The 24,228-nt window shown below is 54.8% G+C and carries 31 protein-coding genes; 20 read left to right on the top strand and 11 right to left on the bottom strand.

Annotated elements, in window-relative coordinates; genetic code table 11:
- Positions 1-47: 47 nt before the first annotated feature.
- The 3 genes from nusA to pspF all read right to left on the bottom strand — a co-directional run bounded on the left by nusA (position 48) and on the right by pspF (position 3,465).
- Entirely contained in the window at positions 48-1,712 is a 1,665-nt protein-coding gene (nusA, locus tag GRI39_RS05785; RefSeq protein ID WP_160738772.1) for a transcription termination factor NusA, read from the bottom strand.
- Positions 1,712-2,272, bottom strand: coding sequence for a ribosome maturation protein RimP (gene rimP / locus GRI39_RS05790; protein ID WP_160738773.1), 561 nt, complete (start codon positions 2,270-2,272; stop codon positions 1,712-1,714). Before rimP ends, nusA begins: the two co-directional genes overlap by 1 nt.
- Positions 2,273-2,427: 155 nt before the next feature.
- Entirely contained in the window at positions 2,428-3,465 is a 1,038-nt protein-coding gene (pspF, locus tag GRI39_RS05795) for a phage shock protein operon transcriptional activator (RefSeq protein ID WP_160738774.1), read from the bottom strand.
- 153 nt (positions 3,466-3,618) lie between these two features.
- Here pspF and GRI39_RS14370 point away from each other — a divergent pair, with 153 nt between their 5' ends.
- The 10 genes from GRI39_RS14370 (at position 3,619) to GRI39_RS05840 (ending at position 7,285) form a co-directional block, all read left to right on the top strand.
- On the top strand, positions 3,619-3,786 hold the full coding sequence (locus GRI39_RS14370; protein WP_170324277.1) for a hypothetical protein: 168 nt from the start codon (positions 3,619-3,621) through the stop codon (positions 3,784-3,786).
- A 140-nt stretch (positions 3,787-3,926) separates the two neighbouring features.
- A complete protein-coding gene (gene pspA / locus GRI39_RS05800; RefSeq protein ID WP_246204972.1) occupies positions 3,927-4,619 on the top strand; it encodes a phage shock protein PspA in 693 nt (230 codons plus the stop codon).
- Between the two features lie 3 nt (positions 4,620-4,622).
- Complete coding sequence (gene pspB, locus GRI39_RS05805) at positions 4,623-4,916, top strand: envelope stress response membrane protein PspB (RefSeq protein ID WP_160738776.1); 294 nt, start codon at positions 4,623-4,625, stop codon at positions 4,914-4,916.
- Positions 4,913-5,287, top strand: a complete 375-nt coding sequence (gene pspC, locus GRI39_RS05810) for an envelope stress response membrane protein PspC (protein ID WP_160738777.1) — start codon at positions 4,913-4,915, stop codon at positions 5,285-5,287. Before pspB ends, pspC begins: the two co-directional genes overlap by 4 nt.
- A 33-nt stretch (positions 5,288-5,320) precedes the next feature.
- On the top strand, positions 5,321-5,599 hold the full coding sequence (locus GRI39_RS05815; protein ID WP_246204928.1) for a hypothetical protein: 279 nt from the start codon (positions 5,321-5,323) through the stop codon (positions 5,597-5,599).
- 26 nt (positions 5,600-5,625) lie between these two features.
- Positions 5,626-5,931, top strand: coding sequence for a hypothetical protein (locus GRI39_RS05820; protein ID WP_160738779.1), 306 nt, complete (start codon positions 5,626-5,628; stop codon positions 5,929-5,931).
- A 20-nt stretch (positions 5,932-5,951) separates the two neighbouring features.
- A complete protein-coding gene (locus GRI39_RS05825; protein WP_160738780.1) occupies positions 5,952-6,209 on the top strand; it encodes a hypothetical protein in 258 nt (85 codons plus the stop codon).
- 46 nt (positions 6,210-6,255) lie between these two features.
- The gene (locus tag GRI39_RS05830) at positions 6,256-6,501 is read left to right on the top strand and encodes a hypothetical protein (protein ID WP_160738781.1); all 246 of its coding nucleotides are present in this window, start codon (positions 6,256-6,258) and stop codon (positions 6,499-6,501) included.
- A 24-nt stretch (positions 6,502-6,525) separates the two neighbouring features.
- A complete protein-coding gene (locus GRI39_RS05835; RefSeq protein ID WP_160738782.1) occupies positions 6,526-6,933 on the top strand; it encodes a SufE family protein in 408 nt (135 codons plus the stop codon).
- A gap of 1 nt (position 6,934) precedes the next feature.
- Positions 6,935-7,285, top strand: coding sequence for a YbaN family protein (locus GRI39_RS05840; RefSeq protein ID WP_211371471.1), 351 nt, complete (start codon positions 6,935-6,937; stop codon positions 7,283-7,285).
- A gap of 21 nt (positions 7,286-7,306) precedes the next feature.
- Here the strand turns inward: GRI39_RS05840 and GRI39_RS05845 are convergent, their stop codons facing one another.
- Entirely contained in the window at positions 7,307-7,825 is a 519-nt protein-coding gene (locus GRI39_RS05845) for a sterol desaturase family protein (protein ID WP_160738783.1), read from the bottom strand.
- 158 nt (positions 7,826-7,983) lie between these two features.
- Here GRI39_RS05845 and GRI39_RS05850 point away from each other — a divergent pair, with 158 nt between their 5' ends.
- From GRI39_RS05850 to GRI39_RS05890, 9 genes are all read left to right on the top strand, one after another.
- Entirely contained in the window at positions 7,984-8,343 is a 360-nt protein-coding gene (locus GRI39_RS05850; protein ID WP_160738784.1) for a hypothetical protein, read from the top strand.
- Between the two features lie 63 nt (positions 8,344-8,406).
- Positions 8,407-9,840 carry a 3-isopropylmalate dehydratase large subunit gene (leuC, locus tag GRI39_RS05855; protein WP_160738785.1) on the top strand — a complete coding sequence of 478 codons (1,434 nt, stop codon included), beginning with the start codon at positions 8,407-8,409 and terminating at the stop codon, positions 9,838-9,840.
- A 53-nt stretch (positions 9,841-9,893) separates the two neighbouring features.
- A complete protein-coding gene (locus tag GRI39_RS05860) occupies positions 9,894-10,466 on the top strand; it encodes a DNA-deoxyinosine glycosylase (RefSeq protein ID WP_246204930.1) in 573 nt (190 codons plus the stop codon).
- A gap of 7 nt (positions 10,467-10,473) precedes the next feature.
- Entirely contained in the window at positions 10,474-10,635 is a 162-nt protein-coding gene (locus GRI39_RS05865; RefSeq protein ID WP_160738786.1) for an isopropylmalate isomerase, read from the top strand.
- Positions 10,635-11,237: a 3-isopropylmalate dehydratase small subunit gene (gene leuD / locus GRI39_RS05870; protein ID WP_160738787.1), complete on the top strand. Its 603-nt coding sequence runs from the start codon at positions 10,635-10,637 to the stop codon at positions 11,235-11,237. Before GRI39_RS05865 ends, leuD begins: the two co-directional genes overlap by 1 nt.
- 9 nt (positions 11,238-11,246) lie before the next feature.
- Positions 11,247-11,570, top strand: coding sequence for a DUF1476 domain-containing protein (locus GRI39_RS05875; RefSeq protein WP_160738788.1), 324 nt, complete (start codon positions 11,247-11,249; stop codon positions 11,568-11,570).
- Positions 11,571-11,622: 52 nt separating this feature from the next.
- On the top strand, positions 11,623-11,856 hold the full coding sequence (locus GRI39_RS05880; protein WP_160738789.1) for a BolA/IbaG family iron-sulfur metabolism protein: 234 nt from the start codon (positions 11,623-11,625) through the stop codon (positions 11,854-11,856).
- A 33-nt stretch (positions 11,857-11,889) separates the two neighbouring features.
- The gene (grxD, locus tag GRI39_RS05885; RefSeq protein WP_160738790.1) at positions 11,890-12,219 is read left to right on the top strand and encodes a Grx4 family monothiol glutaredoxin; all 330 of its coding nucleotides are present in this window, start codon (positions 11,890-11,892) and stop codon (positions 12,217-12,219) included.
- A 410-nt stretch (positions 12,220-12,629) separates the two neighbouring features.
- The gene (locus GRI39_RS05890; RefSeq protein WP_160738791.1) at positions 12,630-13,478 is read left to right on the top strand and encodes a beta-etherase; all 849 of its coding nucleotides are present in this window, start codon (positions 12,630-12,632) and stop codon (positions 13,476-13,478) included.
- Between the two features lie 61 nt (positions 13,479-13,539).
- Here the strand turns inward: GRI39_RS05890 and mdoH are convergent, their stop codons facing one another.
- The 7 genes from mdoH to GRI39_RS05925 all read right to left on the bottom strand — a co-directional run bounded on the left by mdoH (position 13,540) and on the right by GRI39_RS05925 (position 22,947).
- The gene (gene mdoH / locus GRI39_RS05895) at positions 13,540-15,318 is read right to left on the bottom strand and encodes a glucans biosynthesis glucosyltransferase MdoH (protein WP_160738792.1); all 1,779 of its coding nucleotides are present in this window, start codon (positions 15,316-15,318) and stop codon (positions 13,540-13,542) included.
- Positions 15,315-16,730 (bottom strand): OpgD/OpgG family glucan biosynthesis protein, encoded by a 1,416-nt coding sequence (locus GRI39_RS05900; RefSeq protein ID WP_160738793.1) that lies wholly within the window; start codon positions 16,728-16,730, stop codon positions 15,315-15,317. The genes mdoH and GRI39_RS05900 overlap by 4 nt, the downstream gene beginning before the upstream one ends.
- Positions 16,731-16,865: 135 nt before the next feature.
- On the bottom strand, positions 16,866-18,095 hold the full coding sequence (locus GRI39_RS05905) for an efflux RND transporter periplasmic adaptor subunit (RefSeq protein WP_160738794.1): 1,230 nt from the start codon (positions 18,093-18,095) through the stop codon (positions 16,866-16,868).
- Positions 18,088-19,281, bottom strand: a complete 1,194-nt coding sequence (locus GRI39_RS05910; RefSeq protein ID WP_160738795.1) for a TolC family protein — start codon at positions 19,279-19,281, stop codon at positions 18,088-18,090. Before GRI39_RS05910 ends, GRI39_RS05905 begins: the two co-directional genes overlap by 8 nt.
- Before the next feature lie 188 nt (positions 19,282-19,469).
- Entirely contained in the window at positions 19,470-20,696 is a 1,227-nt protein-coding gene (locus GRI39_RS05915; RefSeq protein WP_160738796.1) for an SAM-dependent methyltransferase, read from the bottom strand.
- A 155-nt stretch (positions 20,697-20,851) separates the two neighbouring features.
- Positions 20,852-22,225 carry an ATP-binding protein gene (locus GRI39_RS05920; RefSeq protein ID WP_160738797.1) on the bottom strand — a complete coding sequence of 458 codons (1,374 nt, stop codon included), beginning with the start codon at positions 22,223-22,225 and terminating at the stop codon, positions 20,852-20,854.
- Positions 22,222-22,947, bottom strand: a complete 726-nt coding sequence (locus tag GRI39_RS05925) for a response regulator transcription factor (protein WP_160738798.1) — start codon at positions 22,945-22,947, stop codon at positions 22,222-22,224. Before GRI39_RS05925 ends, GRI39_RS05920 begins: the two co-directional genes overlap by 4 nt.
- A 155-nt stretch (positions 22,948-23,102) precedes the next feature.
- Here GRI39_RS05925 and GRI39_RS05930 point away from each other — a divergent pair, with 155 nt between their 5' ends.
- Positions 23,103-24,224 (top strand): efflux RND transporter periplasmic adaptor subunit, encoded by a 1,122-nt coding sequence (locus GRI39_RS05930; protein ID WP_160738799.1) that lies wholly within the window; start codon positions 23,103-23,105, stop codon positions 24,222-24,224.
- Positions 24,225-24,228: the final 4 nt, after the last annotated feature.

A 24,228-nucleotide genomic window follows, 5' to 3' on the forward strand; every position in this document is an offset into this window, starting at 1 on the left:
CATCTTCCTGCGCCCGAGCTACTTGTGTCTGCTTAGACCTTAGCGTCTCATTGTGAGGATTCCGCATTGGCGGCCTCCTCTGCTTCAGGCTCAGCGGCTGTTGAAGCCACTTCACCATCGTCATCAAACCAATGCGCACGAGCGGCCATGATGATCTCATTGCCCTGTTCGTCGCTCAGGCCATACGTACCCAGAACGCCGCCCTTGTCTTCTGAACGCTGGCTACCACGGCGATTATTGTTCGCCTGCGGACCATCGCCACGGCGACGCGGTGCTTCACGCTTTTTAGCGATCAGTTCATCGGTTGCCAGATCAGCAAGATCATCGAGTGTCTTGATGCCAGCCTTGCCCAAAACCACCAGCATCTCTTCAGTGAGGTGCGGGATTTCAGCAAGCGCATCTTCAACGCCCAGTTCACGACGCTGCGTGCGATAGGCTTCTTCCTGACGATCCAGCGCTTCTTGTGCGCGAGACTGCAGTTCCTGTGCGAGGTCTTCGTCAAAGCCTTCGATCGCAGCCAGCTCAGCCATATCGACATAAGCCACTTCATCGAGTTCAGCGAAGCCTTCCGCAACAAGAAGCTGCGAGAGAGTTTCGTCCACGTCCAGCTCTTCTTCGAAGATCTTGGAGCGTTCGGAAAATTCCTTCTGACGCTTCACCGAAGCTTCTTCTTCGGTCATGATATCAATCTGGCTGGCCGTCAGCTGGCTGGCAAGACGGACATTCTGGCCGCGGCGGCCGATGGCCAGGCTCAGCTGATCGTCCGGCACCACCACTTCGATGCGGCTTTCATCTTCATCGATCACCACACGGCTCACCGTTGCCGGCTGCAATGCGTTGACGATAAAGGTCGCCGTATCTTCGCTCCACGGGATGATGTCGATCTTTTCGCCCTGCAGTTCCTGCACAACGGCCTGAACGCGGCTCCCCTTCATGCCGACACAAGCGCCGACAGGGTCAATCGAACTATCATGGCTGATCACGCCGATCTTGGCCCGGCTGCCTGCATCGCGGGCAGCGGCCTTGATTTCGATGATGCCGTCGTAAATTTCCGGAACTTCCTGCGCGAACAATTTACGCATGAAATCAGGATGAGCGCGGCTGAGGAAGATTTGTGGACCGCGATTGTTACGCTCCACCTTCATGATCAGCGCACGAATACGTTCACCAACACGCGCCGCTTCACGTGGAATTTGCTGGTCACGGCGGATCACGCCTTCCGCGCGGCCGAGATTGACGATCACATGGCCAAATTCGACCGACTTGATAACGCCGGTGATGACTTCGCCAGCGCGATCCTTGAATTCTTCGAACTGACGTTCACGCTCAGCATCGCGGACCTTCTGGAAGATCACCTGCTTGGCGCTTTGTGCGTCAATCCGGCCCAGATCGACCGGAGGCAGCGGATCAACGATGAAATCGCCAACGCTGGCACCGGGCTGCAGCTTTTCAGCCTGCTCGACATTCACCTGCTTGAAGTAATCTTCTACTTCTTCAACCACTTCAACGACACGCCACAAACGAAGGTCGCCAGTCAGCGGATCAAGCTTGGCACGAATATCGTTTTCCGCGCCGTAACGGCTGCGCGCGGATTTCTGGATCGCTTCTTCCATCGCTTCAATAACGATCGACTTGTCGATCATCTTTTCCGAAGCAACCGAAGTCGCGATTGCGAGCAACTCAGCCTTGTTGGCGGAAATCGGACTGGCCATCAGTCGTCTGCCTTTTCTTCTGCGGGAATTTCTTCAACCTCATCAGCACCGGTCATATCGAGCGGCTTGGTAGCTGCAATGAGGTCATTCGTAAGCATCAGCTTGGCGGCATGGATAAGATCGAACCCGACCTCTACTGTACCTGCCTTGCGGTCTTCAATAGTGATTGTGTCACCTTCAACACCCTTTAGGATGCCGTGAAGGTTACGCTTTCCATCAATCTTGTCAGCCAATGAAATGCGCGCTTCAAAACCCGTCCATTGGCTAAAATCTTTCAGCCTGGTCAGCGGACGATCAATGCCAGGAGAGCTAACCTCAAGGTTATAAGCCCCGGCAATCAACTCTTCACCCTGTTCTTCCAAAGCGTCGATTTCGGCGGAAATGCGGCGAGAAAGCGCCATACACTGATCTACCACCAACTGCCCGGTGGCGGGGTCTTCCGCCATAATCTGCAAAACCCGCTCCTCATCAGAGCCGGTCAATTTCACGCGCACAAGTTCGAAGCCCAGAGCTTCTGCTTCGGGTTTAATCACTTCTGTCAGTCGCGCGATATCGGCCATTCGGTCTCCAGATATATCCTGTATGCGACAATGCAGTTTCGCGCCGGCCCCTTGCGGCGCCAGCACCAGACTTTGTCGCGACAATGTCGGTATGCGGCTTTAACTAGGTGATTCCCTAAGGGATTGCAAGAGAGGCATGAAAAGCCGCTCATTTATCAGCTTGTTTTCGTAATATCGTGCTTCTTCAGGCAGTGCCGTAATTGATCATATGTAAGCCCAAGCGACTTGGCCGCCTTGCGCTGATTCCACCGATGCTTACCCAAGGAATGCTCCAGAATGGCCTTTTCATGCGCATCCACCGCTGCCTTAAGGTCAGAAATCGCCTCGTAACTGAGCGAAGCCGTTTCACGTTGAGCACTGGGCTCGCTGGAAGAAGCAGGTTTGGCGCCGACCATATTCCCGACTGAGCCTTTGGGTGCCCAAGGAGAATCAAACGGGTCAAATACCGCATGAGCGATGGGCTCTTCCCAATTATCCCAGCGATAGACCGCCCGCTCCACCACATTGCGCAATTCGCGAACATTGCCGGGCCAGGCATATTCTTCAAATTGCTGCCGCACATGATCAGCAAAACCGGGCCAACTATTCCATGCGAGCTCAGCCGCCATGCGCCGGCCGAAATAATCGACCAGAACATCAACGTCGCCTTCACGCTCCCGAAGCGGAGGAAGCGTAATCACCTCGAAACTCAACCGGTCGAGCAAATCGGCTCGAAACCGACCTTTATCGGCAAGATCAGGCAAGTTTTCATTGGTCGCTGCAACGATACGCACATCCACACGAATTGGGCGCGATGCCCCAATCCGAGTGACTTCGCCATATTCGATCGCCCGTAGCAAACGCTCTTGCGCCGCCATGGAAAGGGTCGCCAGTTCATCGAGAAACAGAGTGCCGCGATCAGCCTCTTCAAACCGCCCGGCCCGCGCCCGCGTCGCGCCCGTAAAGGCGCCAGCCTCATGACCAAAAAGCTCTGCCTCGATCAATGTCTCAGGAAGAGCAGCACAGTTCAGCGTTACAAGTGGCTCATCCCACCGAGTAGAGAGGCGATGCAAACGCTCTGCGATAAGCTCCTTGCCCGTCCCCCGCTCCCCAATGACGAGCACTGGCCGGCTCAAGCCAGCAGCACGACTTGCCCGTTCAACAGTATCGAGAAAAGCTCCCGACTGGCCGACAAACTGATTTTCGCGCTCCATGACCTAGTAATAGTGCATTTTCCTGAAAGTTGGCAATATACACCAACGGGTTTTAAGATATTTTCAAAAAAGTCGCCATTTTCTCAGCATATTCGAAATTGGCACGCCTCTTGCGAAGCTTCATGCAAACGCCGTTCACAAAGGAACATCGCCATGTATGACCGCAAATTCTTCGCCAGCAAGCTTGGCCTTGCCGCTATCGCGAGCATGGCTGCCATGATCGCTTTCAACATTGTATCTTTGAGCAATCAGCTCGGAGCTACGCCCGATATCATGTCGAATATGCTGGTTGGCAGCGCCTCAATGGTTGAACTGGCATGAACGAACCCGGGAAATATCCATTTGCCGGAAACGGCAAACAGAGCGAAAAGGGCTCCTATTCACGGTTAGAGCGTGAAGCGGAAAGGTTGCGCAGCAGCCCTACCCCTACTCAGAAACGAACAGACCCCGGAGTACCCTGGATGGGCATTTTTTCTCGCACTCGTGACATCATTGCAGCCAATTTCACCGAATTGCTCGATCAGGCTGACGACCCCGTCAAAATGATCCGCATGATCATCCTCGAAATGGAGGAAACACTGGTCGAGGTTCGCGCAAGCGCGGCACGGACCATTGCCGATCAGAAGGAAATGCATCGCCACATGGTCAAACTGGACCAGTTGCAGGCAGATTGGGCTGAAAAGGCGCAGTTGGCGCTCAGCAAGGATCGCGAAGATCTGGCTCGTGCAGCCTTGATGGAAAAAAAGAAAGCTGGTGACATGAGTGGGCAGCTCCGGTCAGAAATCACCGTTCTGGACGATGCTCTGCGCGCTTATGAAGAAGACATCGCCAAACTGCAGACCCGCCTGCGGGAAGCGCGCAGCCGCCAGACGCAGATCGCGGCACGCCTCGAAAGCGCAGAAAATCGGGTCAAGCTGCGCAGCCTGATGACCAACGAACGGGTAGATGACGCGCTGGCTCGTTTCGATCAACTCGAACGCCGGGTCGATTACGCCGAAGGCCGTGCAGATTCACTCAGCATCGCTGGCGGCAGAGGCAAGACGTCCTTGTCTGATGAAATCGCTGCCCTCGAAGACTCCGACAAGGTCGATGCCGAACTGGAAGAAATGAAACGTGCGCTCGGCAAGGGAAATGCCGCGCAAAAGGGGGAATAAACCGTGGAAGATTTCTTGACTGTTGCCGTGATCGTGATCGGCGTTCCCTGGGTGGTCTTGCACTACATCACCAAATGGAAAACCGCCGCCACGCTCACCAATGATGACGAAACACTGCTGGAAGATCTCTATCAACTTGCTCGCCGTCTGGATGAACGCATGGACACGGTTGAGCGCCTCGTCGCCAACGACAACCCCAACTTCAAGCCTCACCGCCTGCGTGATGAGCATGAAATGGACAATCAGAAATTGCGTGATCTTGATCGCCTTTTGAATGAACGGGGAGACCGTAAATGAGCAGCCAACGCACCAAATTCTATCGTGACAAGCAAAATTCCAAATTAATGGGCGTTTGCTCAGGCCTCTCCGATTACACCGGGATCGAAGCGATCTGGTGGCGACTTGGTTTTATTGTGCTGACGCTCTCCACCGGGTTTGGCTTGCCAATCTATTTCGTTCTTGGTCTTCTGGCCGACAAGAAGCCAGCGCATCTTTATACAGATCGTGATGAGCAGAAATATTGGCAACGGGTTCGCCAGTCTCCCAAGCGTACAGCACGTGAAGTACGCTCACGCTTCCGCGACATTGATCGTCGTTTGGCTGATGTTGAACAGCATTATGTCAGCAGCAATCCACGCCTTTCGGCCGAAATCGAAAATCTGCGCTAATCCTCTAACTGGACTGATCCGATGCAACATATCATGCCGTTTTTGATCCCGCTCGCCCCTTTTATCATGGTCTGCTTCATCGTGTGGACCAAACATCAGCGCAAGCTTGTCGAAATGGAAATGCAGAACACTGCGGAGCGCGCCGCTCTGTCAGCCACCAGCAATAAAGAACTGGAAGATCGGATCAGAGTGCTGGAACGGATCGTAACCGACAAAGGCTATGATGTTGCAAGCCAGATCGAGGCACTCCGTGATCACCGGCAGGTAGAAGAACGGATGGATCTGCGCAGCCACGACAGCAATCTCGGCTAATCACTTTTCTTGGGGGAGTATGAAAGATGGCCTTGGGCGGACCAGAATTTATGGTCATATTGGCAGGTATTGCAGCAATCGGTTGGTCAGCCGTCACTATCGTGAAGTCGCACAGCTCCTCCAGGTCAAAGGCCACAATTGCTGAGCTTCCTTGCTGCCAAAGCAGGGATACTATTGCGCGCCTTACTGAAGAGAACCGGCAGCTTTCGGTTGCCGTCGCCAGCTTGCAGGACCGCATTCATGTGCTGGAAACAGTCGTAAGCGATGGTGGGACGCAGATGGCCGAGAAAATCGACAGTTTCGCTGACAATCACCATTCGCTGAACCGTTGAACGGTACGAGGAGCCAGATCATGAACTTGTGGACCACCATTTTGCTGATCGCCATCGCCGGGATGATTTACAGCGCCTGGCGCTCAAAGCATCTCACAAGCAATGGCATCACAGAGGATTTTCTGGGCAACCAGTCCTTAGACGATCACCGGGCCAATGCCGAATTGCAGCGCGAAGTGGAAGAATTGCGTGAGCGCGTCCAGATCCTTGAACGAATTGTGACCGATGGCCGTGAAGCCAGCCGCATTTCTTCAGAAATCGAAAAACTGCGGCACTGAATTTCACGATCCAGCCGCTCAATCATTTCAAGCAAGGAAATCTACCATGTTGAGCCAGACGATACTTCTCGCCAGCACCGGCCTGATCGCCTTGGTGATCACTCTTGGTGCGATGCTCAAAGGCTGGCAGGCATGGCTGGCCTTGAAATCGCAGGAATTAGAATATCACCTTTCTGCACCTGCACGCGAGATTGAAGGCGGAACGACCACAGGGGCAGCCCGGATCGAACTTGCCCATCTCAAAGAACGCATTCGCAAGCTGGAAGCCATCGCAAGTGGGGTGGACCTCTGATCCCTAAATGCTAGAGCGGGATTTATGCGCTCTCTTGATGATATCCGTGAAGAATATGAATTCCTTGAAGGTGATGAACGTTATCGCCTTCTGATCGAACTTGGTCGTGAGCTGGACCCTATGCCCGCCCCGCTCAAGACCGATGCGACATTGGTGCGCGGCTGCTCTGCCAGTGTGTGGATTTACCCGACACAGGAGGATGACAGGCTTCATTTCCTCGCCGATAGCAACGCGGCGATTACCAAAGGCATTGTCTCGCTGGTCCTTGCTGCCGTTCAGGATCAGCCCGCCCAAACAGTGGCGGATATGGATATTACCGCTGCTTTGGAGCCGTTTGACCTTAAAAATCAGCTAAGCTCCAACCGCACGCAGGGCATTCCCAATATGATCGCTCTGATCAAGGAAACCGCCAACCGGATCGCGGCTGACTGATATGCGCCGGTCGCTTTACATGGCGGCTGGGCTTGTTTGCGTTGGACTAGGTGCAATTGGCGCAGCTCTGCCGATTATGCCGACGGTGCCATTCCTTCTGCTGGCAGCCTTTTGCTTCGCGCGCGGCAATCCTGAATGGGAGCGCCGCCTGCTACATCATCCACGCTGGGGCCCGTCTCTCAGGCATTGGCGGGATCATCGCGCCATCGGACGCAAAGCCAAGGTTTCTGCCATTCTTGCGATGGGTGCCGGTGTGCTGTTTACAGGCTTTACGCTGGGCTTCCCCTGGGTTCTGATCTCTATTGCAGTGCTGGCGATTTGCGGTAGCTGGATCTGGACCAGGCCTGAGTAGCAGCCGCCTGCTGACAACCAGTCAAGCCCCTGCACTGTCGCGCAATTTAGCGATTCCTGCTTCTCGCTGGCGCTTTAATTCAGCCTTCAAGGCAGCCGGATCACGCGCAAAGACGAAACCGAAGCTGACACCACCTTCCCTGCCAATAGTCGCATGATGAAGTTTATGCGCCTGAACCAAGCGGCGCGCATAACCGCTCTTGGGTACCCAGCGAAAATAGCGCTGATGAACCAGACCATCGTGAACCAGCGTATAGATGATGCCATAGCCAAGAATACCAAGGCCGATCCATGTCGCCGGCCACCAAGCCGCCCCCCCCAACACCAATGGCGAACCGATAGCGAACATGGAAATGCTCATCACCGCGCCTACGATTGCATAAAGATCGTTCTTTTCCAGTAATTTATCATGAGGCTCATGGTGATCGCGATGCCAGCCCCAGCCCCAGCCATGCATGATATATTTGTGGCTCGCCCAAGCCACCCACTCCATTGCAACCATGGCAGCCAGAACGATGAGAGCGGGGATAAGAATGTCCATAAGCCCCGGATATAGCGCAGCGATAGGGGATAGAACAGGGGTCAAACGCGACTGAAAGCGACATAAAGGTACAATATGCGACGCTCAAATGCATATTGGCGTGGCAGAAAGAATGGGCAGGCACACAAGGCGTGCCACCATGACAAGGGACCATTACGATGCGCAAATCTCTGTTCGCCGCTCCGCTCGCTCTGGCTGCAGCTTTGGCTCTGACAACTCCGGCGATGGCTGCGCCAGCACGGTATAATGACTCAGGCATCACAAGCCAGATCACTCAGCTTGATTGGCAGATCAATCGTGCCGAGCAGCGCCGGATCATCTCGAACCGCGAAGCACAGTCTTACCACCGCGAGCTGAATCAGGTTCAGAAATTGAATCGGCAACTTTCCCGCAATGGGCTGTCAGGCAACGAAGCAAAATTACTTGATAACAAGCTTCAGCGTATCAAGGGAAAACTCATCAAAGATCAACGCTATGCCATGCGCCAGCATGAAAAGCGCACCAGCTATCGTCGCTAAAGCTTGAGGGGAGACAATTTTTACTCCCTTGCCATGCGGGTTCGGTAGGATTAGGCGAACGCCATGTCTGATCGAGCCCGCACATTATACGAAAAAATCTGGGATGCCCACGTGGTCGAACGCCGCGATGATGGCACCTGCCTGATCTTTATCGATCGCCACCTCATTCATGAAGTGACCAGCCCTCAGGCTTTCGAGGCCCTTCGCCTCTCTGGCCGCAAGCTGCGCCGCCCGGAACTGATGCTAGCGGTGCCCGATCACAATCTGCCAACAACCGCGCGGCTTGATGCCGCTGGCAATCGCTTGCCAATTGCCGACAAGCAAAGCGCCATGCAGCTTGAAACGCTGGAAGCCAATGTCAAAGAATTTGGCGTCCGCTATTTCGGTGCAACTGCGCGCGAACAGGGTATTGTCCATGTGGTTGGCCCGGAACAGGGTTTCTCCCTTCCCGGCGCGACCATCGTGTGCGGTGACAGCCATACGGCGGCGCATGGCGGCATTGGCGCTCTTGCCTTTGGCATTGGCACAAGCGAAGTCGAACACGTTATGGCGACGCAAACGCTGTTGCTCAAGCAATCCAAGACGATGGAAATTCTGGTTGAGGGCGACCTTGGCCCCGGCATTTCCTCCAAGGATCTGATCCTCCACATCATCGGCGTCATTGGCACGGCTGGCGGCACTGGCCATGTGATCGAATATCGCGGCAAAGTGTTCGAAGAAATGAGTGTGGAAGGTCGCTTGACCGTCTGCAACATGTCGATCGAAGGCGGTGCGCGTGCTGGCCTTATTGCGCCAGATGAAAAGACCATCGCTTATCTGAAAGGTCGCCAGTTCGCCCCCAAGGGTGAAGATTGGGACCGCGCCGTCGCTTATTGGCAGACGCTCAAAAGCGATGACGGTGCACGCTTTGATAAGTCTGTGACCATCAATGCCGCCGATGTACAGCCCACCGTTACCTGGGGCACCAGCCCGGAAGATGTGGTGCCGATTGGTGGCACCGTCCCCGCGCCTGAAAGTTTTGCTGATCCATCCAAGCAGAATGCGGCGCGCAAGAGCCTTGAATATATGGGCCTCACGCCCGGCCAGCGCATGGATGAAGTGGAAGTGCAGAATGTCTTCATCGGCAGCTGCACCAACAGCCGCATTGAAGATCTGCGCGAAGCGGCGGCTATATTGAAAGGCCGCACCAAGGCAGCCCATGTGAAATGGGCTATTGTGGTCCCCGGCTCCGGTCTTGTGAAAGAACAGGCCGAAGCAGAAGGGCTCGACCAGATCATCAAGGATGCAGGCCTTGAATGGCGCGAACCGGGTTGTTCGGCCTGTCTCGGCATGAACCCGGACAAGGTGCCTGCTGGTGAACGTTGTGCTTCCACCAGCAACCGCAATTTTGTCGGCCGGCAAGGTCCGGGTGCGCGCACCCATCTGGTTTCACCTGCCATGGCCGCAGCCGCGGCCGTGACCGGCAGGCTGACAGATGTGCGCGATCTGGTTGACTAAGCTTTCACCTCTTTTCCATGCCTCTGGCCCCATCCGGGGATAAGATCAGGGGCATGGTTTTGCACAAACCATCGGCCGACATTGCGATGAATGACACAGGGCAATCGCGCAAATCTTCCTTTGCCCCAGTCGTTGCACCTGACACCCGGCTGCTGATCCTTGGCAGTCTGCCGGGTGAAGCTTCACTCCAAGCACAGCAATATTACGCCCACCCGCGCAATCTGTTCTGGCATCTGGTGGGGCAGGCCATCGGCACTGACTTACCCTCACTGAAGTATGAGCAACGTCTCGAAGCTCTGCTCGCCGCCAAAATCGGACTATGGGATGTGGTGGCCACCGCCACCCGCCAGGGGAGCCTGGACACCGCCATACGCAATGCCACGCATAGCCCGCTGCTCACCCTTGCCCAGAGTCTGCCAGATCTTCGCGCCTTTGCCTTTAACGGCGCAAAAGCGGCTAAAATCGGTATGGGTCTGCTCAAAGGGAGCGCCTATCATTGTCTGGCCCTGCCCTCTTCCAGCCCTGCCTATGCCGCCATGCCGCTGGCTCAGAAAGAACAGCTTTGGCAAAAGCTAGCCGAATTACGCGAGTTGACTCTTGCCTCCAACCTTCGTCGGGAGCATTGACAAGCCTATGAGCAAGAAGATTCCCTCAGGCCTTACGGGCACTGCCGCTATTGCTGGCGCGGTTGGTTCTGCCGCCATCGCCGCCGCCATTCTTTACGCCACCAAGCGCAAGGAAAAACAGGCCCCAAAACTGACCGGCCCCAAAGGCGAAAGCCCGGAGACTGATTGATGGAAGCTGTTCGCGAAATTGATGGCCGTGCCATTCCCTTTGGCCGCAAGAATGTTGATACTGACCTCATTATTCCAGCCAAATGGCTCAAGACCATCAGCCGTGAAGGACTTGGGGAAGGTGCATTTGAAACGGTCCGGGAAGAAGATGGCAATGTCTTTGACAAGCCAGAATTTCAGGACGCTCCTATCCTGATTGCCGGGGACAATTTCGGCTGCGGTTCGAGCCGCGAACATGCTGCATGGGCGCTCCTCGATATGGGCGTTAAAGCTGTGATCGCACCAAGCTTTTCGGATATCTTTTCTGGCAATGCGTTCAAGAACGGCATCCTCACCGTAGTCCTGCCGCAGGAACAGGTGGACCGTCTGCTTGAAGTGGCTGAAACCGATCCGATATCGATCGATCTGGAAAGCCAGAGCGTGACCACGCCATTCCAAGATCGTTTTACGTTCGAAATCGACGAATTTCGTAAGCACTGCCTGCTTGAAGGCTTGGACGAAGTCGGCCTGACACTGGCGCGTGATACAGCTATCAACCAATATGAAGCCCGGCAGCGCGATGCGATGCCGTGGTATGCCAAGGGCACCGCAGTAGCGGCCTGAGAGGATAATATGACAGATTTCAAGGACCGGGAGCGCGCTGAAGAAGCGAAATTCACTTTCGACAATGAAAATGCGTTCCGCATCATTGCCCGCCGCAACCGCTTGCTCGGCCAATGGGCTGCACAGAAAATGCAGCTGACACCTGAAGAAACGGAAAGCTACGCCAAAGCCGTGGTGCAGGCTGATTTCGAAGAAGCTGGCGATGAAGATGTCATCCGCAAGCTGATTGGCGATCTCACCGCTGCCGGTGTTGAGATTGACGAAGCGCAGGTCCGTCAGGCTTTGAGCGAGAAGGCCGTCGAAGCACGTCGCCAATTGCTCGATAAGCTTTGAGCTAAACGCTCAAACACCGACTATTCATCTATCTTTGCAGGAGCATTGACCCATGGCCATGCCCGCCACTGAAATCGAAGCCCTCATTCAGGCAGCCCTGCCCGACGCCACAATCGAGATCACTGATCTTGCTGGCGACGGGGATCATTATGCTGCCCGCGTCAGTTCCCCCTCTTTTGCCGGGAAAAACCGTGTGCAGCAGCACAAGATGGTTTTCGAAGCCCTTGGTGGCCGTATGGGCGGTGAACTTCACGCCTTGCAACTCACCACTGTCGTTCCCAATTGACAGCGGTACACACGAGACAAGTCAGGGTTTACCATGTCCGATATCAATGAACGTATTTCCAAGGTCGTGGGCGACAATGATGTCGTCCTGTTTATGAAGGGCACACCGCTCTTTCCGCAATGTGGCTTTTCCAGCCGCGCTGTTGCGATCCTCGAACATTGCGGCGTCGCTTATGACAGCGTTGATGTGTTGCAGGACATGGAAATCCGGCAGGGCATCAAGGCCTATTCCGATTGGCCCACGATCCCCCAGCTCTATGTGAAGGGTGAATTTGTCGGTGGCAGCGATATCATGATGGAAATGTTTGAAGCTGGTGAATTGGCTCAGCTGATGGAAGACAAGAAAGTCGCCAAAGCAAGCTGACCTTTGAAGGCTACAAAGCCTTCCCAACAAACAGACATCAAAAGGCCTCGGGGCGATCCGGGGCCTTTTTATTTATGGAGCTTGGGAGATGTCCAGAAAGTTTTCGGGGAGGCAGGGCGTGGAGACCCATGTTCCGCAAAGGAATGAGCCCTGCCTCATCGAAGAATCGACATTTTCTAATATAACACCATTTCCAAAAATCTGCCTCTAAGGGCGGTTTGCGAGATAGAGCAGTGATGCCACAGATTCCTACTGTAAAAATTTCCAGCACCACTCTGTCAGCTTCCAGAACATAGTCAACTGGAGCTTAATTTGATTTTGACCAGAATATTCTGAAATTACACTGGCACATTCCGTTCTGCCTCTTTATGCAGTTTTGCGTAAGGTGACAGATAAAAAAGAGGATTGCCGTGGCTGAAAATAACACAATTACGTTCTATGATCTTCAACTAGCCAGTGGTTGCACGATCAGCCCCTTTGTGTGGGCGACGAAATATGCGCTCAAACACAAGGGCTTTGACCTTGACATTGTCCCCGGTGGATTCACCGGAATCATGGAGCGGACTGGTGGGAAGACCGAACGCCTCCCCGCCATTCAGGATGACGGCAAATGGGTGCTCGATAGCTGGCTGATCGCGGAATATCTGGATGAAACCTATCCCGACCGGCCACGCCTGATTGGCAGCGAAGGCGAAAAAATCCTCACCCAGACATTGGAAAACTGGCTTTGGAAAACCGCGATCGGGCCATGGATGACCTGCTTCATCAAAAGCTATCGTGATCGTTCACTGCCGCAGGATCATCAATATGTGACGGAAAGCCGCGAGCGGATGTTTGGCAATACGATGGAAAACATCATCATCGGCCGTGAAGATCGCTTGCCTCTGGTGCCGCCCCAGCTTGAACTTCTGCGCACTGCCCTGCGCCAGCAGAAATGGTTCGGCGGTGATACACCCAATTATGCTGATTACCGCCTGCTGGCCGTGTTCCTGTTCTGCGCTTCTGTCGCTGACACACCGGTTCTGACCGAGGATGATCCTTTGCGTGACTGGATTGATCGCGGCTTTGACCTTTACGGCGGACTTGGCCGGCATGAAGGCATGTCTCCCCTGTTCGGCCTGAAGCTGCGCGAAGGCGATCCTGAACCTTTCGTCAAAGATGCAGCCAAGATGGGCGGTGGGCTCGTCAGCCGGAACACTGGCCCGAAGAGCACAAGCGAAGAGACAGCCCACCTCAAGGGTGAGAAAACAACCGCTTAAATCGTCGAGCGAAGTTAAAAGGCCCCCGCCCGTGTGGATGGGGGCCTTTCCTATTATACCCTCAGGTCAATTCGCTCGGCACATGGCCCACATTGATCGGGGGCGGGACCTGAAAGTACCCCTTCCGCCCCAGGGCAGCGCCCAGACCCGTGTTAGATGTCATGCTGACCAGCCATGGAGACGTCAGCAGGCCAATCGTCAGCGGGGAAAGCCAGGCCGCAGTGATCGGGTCAATGAAAACAGTCGCCGCAAAAGCCAGCCCCAGCAGAATATGCGGCTTCAGATTGGGCAATACATCCCCCACTGTCAGCCCCTTGGCTTCACGCGATTGCGCATTCCAGCCGGATGAACGGCCCAGCAGCACTTCGCCCAATGCGAGGAGCTGATTGACCATCGAAACGGGGGCCAGCAGCACGGCCAGCGGAATTTCCAGCAGCACCGATTTGATAATCGAGGCCGCGCCACCGTATCGCTGGCGGCGATCCTTATTGGAAAGCAACCATGTCAGCCCCATCAGCTTGGGGCCAAACAGCAGCACAATAGTCAGCCATAACACACTTGGCGGCGTGCTTTCGGTGATCGGGTTTTGCCCTTCGAAAGCCACTTGAGCGATAGCTGTCAAAATCAACACCAGCCAGGCTGGAGATGTAAGATATGCCGACGCTCCGATCAGCAAATGCATCCGGCTTGCCCAATGAAGGCCCGGTGCATCAAGCAAACGCAAATGCTGAAGGTTCCCCTGCATCCAGCGGCGGTCCCGAATGGCATTATCAACGATGGTAGGCGGAAACTCTTCATAACTGCCGTCAATCATCAGCATATGCACCGCCCAGCCCCGGCGCCGCAGCAGAGCCGATTCCACCATGTCATGGCTGAGGATATGCCCACCAAAGGGAGGCTTGCCACCCAATTGGGGCAGGCCACAGCTTTCAGCAAAAGCCTTGACCCGAACAATAGCATTATGGCCCCAGAAATTGGCTTCCGAGCCTGACCACCAAAGCAGTCCGGCAGAGGCAATCGGGCCATAGGCATAGCCGGCAAACTGCATCCAGCGCTGGAACACAGTGCGCGCATTGATCGTCATCGGCACTGTCTGCAACAGGCCAATGGAGGGGCGCTTTTCCATGATTGAAATCATGCCGGAAATCGCGTCGCCGCTCATCAGACTGTCAGCGTCCAGAATGACCATATATTCATAAGCGCTGCCAAACCGCTCCAGCCATTCGGAAATATTGCCAGGCTTACGGGCAATATTCTTCTCACGACGACGATAATAGACATTGATCGGCGCATGAGGGGCCATCGCTTCCCATGCAGCCCATTCTTCCTTGCCGTGTTCAGGATTGGAATCGGACAGGATGAAGAAATCCACCTGAGGTCCTACCCCCGCAGCAGCGATCGAAGCAGTCATCGCTTCCACCCGCCCCATCACCGCTTCGACACCTTCATTATAGACCGGCATAAGCACGGCGGTGCGGTGGTGGGTGTTTTCCACCTTTCCCGTGATGGCTGTAAAACCGGGGTGATCCCCGGTCATCAGTTTCAAAAAGCCCATGGTTGAACTGACAAAACCAAAAGCGATCCAGCAGAACAGTGGCACGAACAATAGCAGCAACAGAATTTCAAAGAAATCCAACCCATCACGCGACAGAGCAAAGCGCACTTCCGTGCTCGCTGCCATGCCGAGCACGCCGGTTGCCGCAATCAGCAGCAACCTTTTGGCGAGTAACCCATGCGGCGTGGTGGTGACTTCAATCGAGCCGGGAGGGTTCCCCTCCAGCTTCTGCAAAGTCATCTTCAATGGCGCTTCTGACGGGAGGTTAGGCAGTGCAGTGTTCATGGTTGAAGCGACATGATGACAGTTTCCGTCAGCGCATCGTTGTTTCGCCGCAGAAACAAACGGCAATCAAGCGGGTCTGTCAGATCATTACGAATGTCGATCATCGCCCGCCAGTAATTGGTGCGCCCCACCACCGGATAGGCACTGGAAGACAAGACAGCCGAAGCGGGCAAATTCGTAACAATTTCAACACCGCTCTGCCGGTCCAGCCCGGCGAGACTGCCGCCTTCAAAATCGAACACATATTTGGTCGCCCCTTCAATCGGCGGTGTGCCAGGAGCGCCAGCCGGGCCTTTGAAGAAATCGACATTGCGCGCCGCCGTGCCCTTGCTCAAATCCTGCGATGTCCAGGTTAACTTATAGGCCAGCTCCATGCTGCCCCCGGCAACAGCGGCTTCGGCAGGGGTCCAGAACGCCCCGATATTATCCGCCGTTTCCTTGTCCGTCGGCATTTCATACAGCACGACAGCCCCTTCCCCCCAGTCTCCCTTGGGCTCTACCCACAGGCCGGGGCGGCGATCATAAAACACGCTGTCATCCTGATAATGATCGAATTTCTGATCACGCTGGAGCAGGCCAAAACCTTTGGGGCTGGGCGTTTGGAATGTGTTGATGCGGGCAGTATTGGAATTGGCAAGTGGCCGCCAGATGCGCTCCCCGGTGCCGCTCCAGATTGCCAAACCGTCGGAATCATGAATTTCCGGCCGCCAATCCTTATGCACATCATGATTGGTCTGATCGTACCAGAACATGCTGGTTTCGACCGCCAAACCCAAACGGCGTATATCCTGCCGGAAGAACACGGCAGCCTGAATGTCTTGCACGACGCCTTCATCTGTCATGGAGCTATCAAAGCGATAGGCCCCGGTTACACTCGGCCCATCCAGCAAGGCATAGATAAAAAAGCGATCCGTCCCCACCCGCTCAATCCAGAATTCGGTAAAATCAGGAAACTCTTCTGCTTCCGGCAAACCGATGTTCACGGCAATGCCACGGGCGGACAGGCCATATTGCCCGCGTGACCCCGCCGCACGAAAATAGGAAGCGCCCAGAAAGGCGATCCAGTCGCTCTTGCCGCTTGAATCCATGATCCGGAAACCAGCCGGATCGGCATGGGCATTGCCCTGAAACAGGCCGGTAGTGTCTTTGATCAAGCGGGCCTTGCCATCTTCAACCACATGCATGATGACCGGTTGTTCAGCGACCGTTTTGGCGGCCGGAAACAAGCGCACCATGCCTTCAATCGCTTCACCATCGCCATAAGTCAGCTTGACATATTCGTCGAAGTCCTTGGCCATATCGCGCGCTTTTGGTGGCGCTTTATAAGCCTGCCCCGCCATTTTCCGGGCGCGTTTCTTCAGATCATCCCACGAAAAATTCTGTGGAGGGCCAAGTCGGCCTGAAGCGGCCATCGCCGGTGAAATGGAAGCAAGGGCGACAAGGCCGGCAAATAAGCTACAAGCGCTTCGCCGGGTTACAGGGACATTTCCAGTCAGCTTGCGTCTCCTTAGAGCTGTTGAAAGCCTCGAAAGGGAGACGCTCAAATGTCAATTCGCGTTCCCGGCTGAATTTTCAGGCGCATCGTCCGGTGCCGAGCGCCAGCCTGCTATCACCAGATCACCCGATTTGAGATCAGGCGAGCGAACTTCGGTCAGTTGCCCGTCACTTGCGCCGACCACCACATCAATCGGGCGGGCAGAATCATCCCCATCAAGGAGGAAAATTGTCGCATGGCTAACCTCGGCATCGGCAATTTCACGGTCCGTTTTGGGATCGATATGAAACGCAGCATTGGGCACGAGAAACACGTTCTTGCGCTCTGGCAGTGCAATATTAACCGTGGCGCGCATTCCAGGTGTTATCGCAAGATCTGCATTATTGACCGCAACCACCACTTGCTGCGTGGAAAGATCACCAGCGTCCGGTTCGGGAGAAATCCGCTTCACACTGCCAGAAAAGCTCTTGCCGGGAATATTGTCGATCACAATGTCGGCGCTGGCACCCTGTGCAAGGCCGTTGGCCACGGTATCTTCTGCATTTACCGGAATTTCTAACTGCCCCATATTGGTCGCGATCACGAAAAGCACATCGCCTGGGGCTTTGGCGACATATCCCGCATCAGCACGCTGTTCGATCAGAAAACCATCAACCGGTGAGCGGATAGTTGCGGCTGCCAGACGTTGGCGGCTTTGAGCCATGTCGGTTTGCCATTCTGCAACCCGGCGGCGGGCAAGCTCCACCTCAGATTGCTTTTGGGCCACATCGGCGCGCGCAACCTCTAACTCTCCGCGTGAAGGTACCCGGCCACCCGATTCCTTGTAGACTTTTTCGATCCGTGAGAGTTGCGCCTTTGCTTCGGCAAGGCTGGCTTCTGCCACCTGTATTTCAGCCTTGGCAGTGCCTTCCCGCGCCTGAATTTCGGCAATATGCGCCTGCAAATTGCTGGTGTCCATCCGGGCAAGAATTTGCCCCTTGGTGATACGCTTGGCCCCCTCTGGAAGCACAGGTGTCACCAATCCGGCAAAGGGCGCCCGAATTTGCAATTCACCCGAAGAATGCACGATCCCCTTGGCCGTCAATTGCGGTTGCAAATCGCCTTGTTCCAGCTTGTGCAAAATATAGGGCGTGTCATGCCCTGTCAGAAAGCGCAGCATCAAAAAGCCCAGCGCGATAATGGCAATCACCACAATGGTGCGCACGATCACGCGCTGGCGGCTTGTTCCCGGCCTGGCATCGAGCAGTTGGTCGATATTCTCAGGCGTGCCTGTATCAATCATTGCGCGCCTCGCCCCGTGCTACAGCGCCTGTCGCTGGCACCGAACCGTCCCATCCGCCGCCGAGCGCTGTGTAATAATCGACCAATGCACTGGCACGATCGGCCTGTGAAAGCGCCAGTGACTGTTCGATCGATGCCAGCGCCCCTTCTGCAGCATAAATCTGCGTAAAATCACCATATCCGGTATTATAGGCGAGCTTGGCATCTTTAAGCGCAGCCTGAGCCGACTGGAACGCATCGCCCAGCGTTTCAGCCTGCACCTTGGCGGATTGGAGCGTTTGCGCAGAACGCGCCACTTCGCGCGCGGCATCTTGAACCGCGCGCTGGTAGCGGGTGATGGCGCTGGTCAACTCTGCCGGGAAGGTTTCACCAGAGCCGCTCTTTTGCGCGGCCAGAGCCATGTCCACCTGATCGCTGGATATGCCAGCAGCAATCAATTCAGCGGCCAATTGCCGTTCCATCTCACGCAAATCCGGACGGCGCAGCGGCAAGTCATCTGCCCCTTCCACACCGGACAAAACCTCAGCAATGGGGATGGAGCCTTCTAAGCCGATCCGCTCCAACAGATCATCGGGCGTCATACCGACAAGCTGCGCGAGTTTGACCAGACGATCCTGCAACTCTGCTTCCATCTGGCCGAGTGTGGCCCATGTCTGGGCACGCTGAACTTGCGCCATCTCAGCATCATAGGCCGGGGCGAGCCCTGCCTTCCGGCGATAAGCGGCCACTTCGCGATTGTCATCCTGACTATTCAGCCGGCCTTTCACACTCGCAAGAATCTGCTGCTGTTCCCGAACCGCAATATAGCCAAGGGCGATATCCTGAGCGAGCCGCGCACGCACCTCTGCTTCACGATAATGAACTGCCGCAAGGCTGGCGCTTGCCGACTCTACCCCACGTTCCTTATTCTTGAAAATGCCGGTCAGACCGCCTGCACTGCCAGCATTCTTCGCAGCCCGAGCATATTGCGCCTGAGCATCAGCAACCGCCGGATTGCTGGCCAGTCCTTGTTCAATCAATCCATCAAGCATGGGGTCGTTGAAGCTGCGCCACCACTGAGCGAGCGCCTGCTGATCAGCTCCTGCCGGAGCAGAAGGGCCAGCAATATCGGGGACAAGGCTCACCGAAAAGTCCCGACTACCCTGGGTTTGCGTGGTGCAACCGCCGCAAACCAGCGTGAATGCCAAGCCAAGAGCGAGCCCAGCGGGCGAAAATCTATTTTTTGTCAACACAATCAAGGAATAGCAGGCTGAGCCATTTAGCCAATAGTCTATGCTGCAGATGCACAGTGCGCGCTTAAATTAAGCCCATTTCACTGCGATTATAACACTGGGGGCAGTCAGTGCCGAGAAAGTAGCTCCCGGCGCTGCAAACCTTATTTATCAAGCATATAATTGCGTGTGAGCGGCAGAGCATAGCGATTGCGTGCGTATTGGATTTGGTAATTGCACATCCCGCCGCTTTCGAAAGCCGCCGTCGCGCCAGCCAGATAGAATGTCCACATGCGGAAGAAACGTTCATCATACATCGCCACGATAGCATCGCGATTCTCAATGCAACGCTGATACCACTGACGCAAAGTCTTGGCGTAATGGACCCGCAATGTCTCAATATCAGTGGCGATCAGGCGGGATTTTTCGCTGGAAGCGACGGTTTCACTGAGTGATGGGATATAACCGCCGGGGAAAATATACTTATCCGTAAACGCATCCGTCCGGCCGGGAGAGCCCATCCGCCCGATGGTGTGCAGCAACATCACCCCGTCATCTTTGAGCAGGGAAGCACAGGCGCGAAAATATCCGTCAAATTGTGGCACACCGACATGCTCAAACATGCCGACCGACACAATCCGGTCGAATGTCAGGCCACGCTGAGCCAGATCGCGATAGTCCACCAGCTCGAAACGCACACGGTCGGCTACACCAGCTTTCTCCGCTCGCTTCTGGGCCAGTGCGAGCTGTTCCTGGCTGAGTGTAATGCCATGCACTTCAACATTGTGATGCTGGGCGAGATAAATCGCCATGCCTCCCCAGCCGCAGCCGATATCAAGCACCCGCTGGCCCGGTTCAAGGGCCAGCTTGGCAGCAATATGCGCCAGTTTTGCCACTTGAGCTTCTTCCAGAGAAATATCGTCGCTTGGCCAATAGCCGCAGCTATATTGCATGTAACCGCTATCGAGCATCATCTCGTAAAGATCATTGCCGACATCATAGTGATGGGCGACATTCTTGCGTGATTTAGTCGCATTGTTGAACGAATGCGCCAGAGACACTGCATTGTTGCGCAGGCGGCGTAAAACTGTTGGTTTATGCAGCCTGCCCCGCTTGCCCCATGGCGCGTTGGACTGAATCAGCTGGACGAACTGCATGACGTCACCCACTTCGATAACAATCCGCCCATCCATATAGCATTCACCCGCACCAAGGCGCGGATCATGAATGATGTCGCGTGCGACCTGATCGTCCGTGAAACGAATGACAATGTCCGGATAACCCGCCACTTCACGTCCAAAATCTATCACTCGCCCATCGCTGTGGCGCAGAACCAGCCGGCCCTTCTTGACGATACGAGCCAGAATTCGATCGATCAGCTTTGCGTGCATTTCACCTCCAAGATTCATCCAACCCGTGTGCCGTTTCTCGGCATCAAGTGCCAGTGATGTTTATCGAATTGCTTTCAAACTCTTTCCCATATTAACCAAACCAAAATCCACATCAAAAATCTACGCTGCGTAAAGCTGGCCAGACCTCAACACCTTCATTCGGAACGTAAAAAGGGGAATTGCAATGTCGCCAGCCCTCCACCTTCCGGGTGGTTCGACAATTGGAGGATCGCGCCAAAAGTGGAAGCTTGCGATTTGACAATCGCAAGACCGATACCGGTGCCCCCTGTTTCACGTGAGCGACTGGTCTCTCCCCGGACGAAAGGCTCCATCATTTCATCGATGCGGCCTTCGGGAAAACCGGGCCCATGGTCACGAATGGCTATTTCAACGAGCTTGCCTGAAATGCGACAACTAACCTCTGCTGCAGAACCATATTTCACTGCATTTTCAATAAGATTATTCAAACATCTCGACAGTGCATCAGGCTTGATCCGGGCGATCACCTCACAGGATTTCACGAGAGTTACAGGCGACCCCATTTCATAAGCATCTTCGACAAGACTGGTGATCAAAGAATTGAGATCAACCGTTGACCAGGGTTCACGCGTTTCAGAACTACGCGCCAGTTCAAGCCCGTCACGCACCAACACTTGCATCGCAGCAAGGTCCGCAATCAGGCGCTCACGCAGTTCAGTGTCCTGTACTCGCTCTATCCGCAACCGCAGCCGTGTCATCGGTGTTTGCAGATCATGGGCGATGGCAGCCAGCATCTGGGTCCTTTCCCGAAAGCCATCGCGCACACGCTGTTGCATGACGTTGAATGTTTCCAACGCTGTTCGAACTTCTGCCGGGCCGGTCTCGTCAATCGGTTCCGGATCATGCGATAGTGAAAAACTGCGCGCAGCAGAGGTCAGGCGCCGCAGGGGAACGGTGGTAAGACGCGCCAGAAAGAAAGACAGCAGCGCGCTCGCGATGATCAAAATGATGAGATAGATCGGCTCAAGCGTAGCACTTCGGGGGAATCTCAAAACAGGCTTGTCGATCATGATGTTTCGCGGCACACCATTTTGATCGACAAATCGAACATCCCAACATTCTACTTCAGGTGCGGCACCCAGGCCTGCCACCCGATTGACTGGATTAAACATCCCGCCAAAGCAATCGCTGGCAACCTTTCTGATCAGAGGATGGGCCGACGGTTCGAATGAATCTTCGAATATTTTAACAAGTTTATGATTTGCATTCACTTTTACTGAATTGGGCAGAGCGAGCCGCACCCCATATAAAGAGTGATCACGCAGCAACCTTTCCGTTTCTGCGGGGGCTTTCGCAAAACGATTGGCCATGTCCTGACTGCTGGCAACGACCTGCTCATACTGCAGTTCCTCCACTGCCTTCAGCCGTACATGTTCAGCAACGAGCAGCGAAGTTATGGAGGCTCCCGCAATGCCGATTGCCATCAGCAAAGTCATCCGTCCGGAAAGGGATGCGTAATAACTCCTCAGGCGAGCCCAAAGGCGCATCATTCGAAAGCCACATCCGCAGCAAAGAGATAGCCTTCACTGCGCACCGTCACAATCAGTTCATCCCCTTCCGGTTCACTCGCCAGCTTCTGCCGCAAACGGCTGACCTGTAAATCGATGGATCGGTCAAACGCGACTGTAGCAGCGCGTTCGGGCAACAGCATCTCACGTGAGAGAACCTGCTTGGGCGCTTCTATAAAGCGGTTAAGCAAACGAAACTCTGAAGAAGAAAGCATGACCAGACGGTCATCTATCGTGACCAGACGGCGCTGCAAAAGATCAAGTCGCCAAGGTCCGAATATAGCGTAACGCACATTCCGGGGGCGGTTGTTATCCACCACACTCATTCGCCGAAAAAGGTTTCTGATACGGGCAGTTAGCTCACGCGGTTCAAATGGTTTGGTAAGATAATCATCCGCTCCAAGCTCCAGCCCAAGCACCCTGTCAATCGCACTGTCGCGCGCGGTGACCATGATGATGGCATCAGCAAACCCTTCCGATCGCAATTCCCTGCACAGCATAAGACCATCGCCATCAGGAAGGTTGAGATCAAGCACTACCACATGCGCCGGCATGATAGAGAGCTGCTCACGCGTTTCCTGCACGCTTGATGCCGTTCGCACAGAATAGGCTTCGCGCTGAAGCTGTTCCATAATCAGCTCGCGAATATCAGCGTCATCATCTACGACTAGGATATTGCCTGTTGAGATCGAGGGAGAGTTCATTCTCCACTGATTAGCGGCGGCCAATTGCAAAGTCCCATCACTGATACATAGTGATACATGCGCCTACGCACGCTTACGGCTAACGGTGTATCTTCTACGTTTGATTACCTCAAGCGGGTGGAGTTTGTCATGCTGCCCCGCAATAGGATTCTGTTATGAATTATCTCCGTATTGCGGGCATGGCCGCAGCATTAGCAATGGCCACCGCATGTTCCAGCCAACAGGCAGGGTCGCCCAAAGGTCCTGTTGAAGTGGGGTATGTCACCTTGACCAGCGGTGATGCCACGCTTTCCTCTGAGCTAACCGGGCGTATCACAGCGACGATCAAGGCAGAAGTGAGGCCGCAGGTGGACGGTGTCATCCGCAAGCGCCTGTTCACGGAAGGTAGCTACGTCCGCGCCGGGCAGCAATTATATCAGATTGACCCTCGCAGCTATTCAGCCTCTCGCGATCAAATCGCCGCGCAGATTGAGAGCGCCAAGGCAACACTGCAAGCGGCCAATGCCAAAGCAGATCGTTATCGCACTCTGGTGGGGAGTGAAGCGGTCAGCCAGCAAGATATTGACGATGCGATAGCCACAGCCAAGCAGGCAAAGGCTTCACTCAACCAATATCAGGCCAATCTGCGAGCGGCCAATCTCAACATTGAATTCACACGGGTGCTGGCCCCCATTTCCGGCCGGATCGGGCGATCCAACTTCACACCCGGAGCATTAGTGACGGCCAATCAGACCGCCGCTCTGGCGACTATTCAGCAACTCGACCCTGTTTTCGTCGACATCACCCAATCAAGTGCACAATTGCTCCGTTTGCGGCGAGAACTTGCGGATGGAGACGTGATCCCGGCCAGCACCTCCGTTACTTTGATCCTCGAAGATGGCACGAAGTACCCGCTTCCCGGCAAGCTGGAATTCAGTGAAGTGGATGTCGATGAAGACTCCGGCACTGTCACGTTGCGGGCACGTTTTCCTAATCCTCAAGGCATATTGCTTCCGGGCATGTTCGTTCGTGTTGAAACGCCTCAAGCGGTTATTCCCAATGCTGTCATGGTTCCGCAGCAGGGAATATCCCGCGATGCCAAAGGCAATGGGACGGCGTTGGTCGTAGATAAGAACAACAAGGTGGTTTTGCGCACCGTCACCACAGCAGAAGCGGTCGGAAATAAATGGGTTGCCACGGCTGGCCTGAAGGCTGGGGATCGCCTGATCATTGAAGGCACTGACAAGGTCAAACCGGGTGACACTGTCAAAGCGGTCAAAGTAAAGATCGGCGGATAAGCAC

The sequence above is a fragment of the Altericroceibacterium indicum genome (assembly GCF_009828105.1).
In the GTDB taxonomy this organism is placed as follows: Bacteria; Pseudomonadota; Alphaproteobacteria; order Sphingomonadales; family Sphingomonadaceae; genus Altericroceibacterium; species Altericroceibacterium indicum.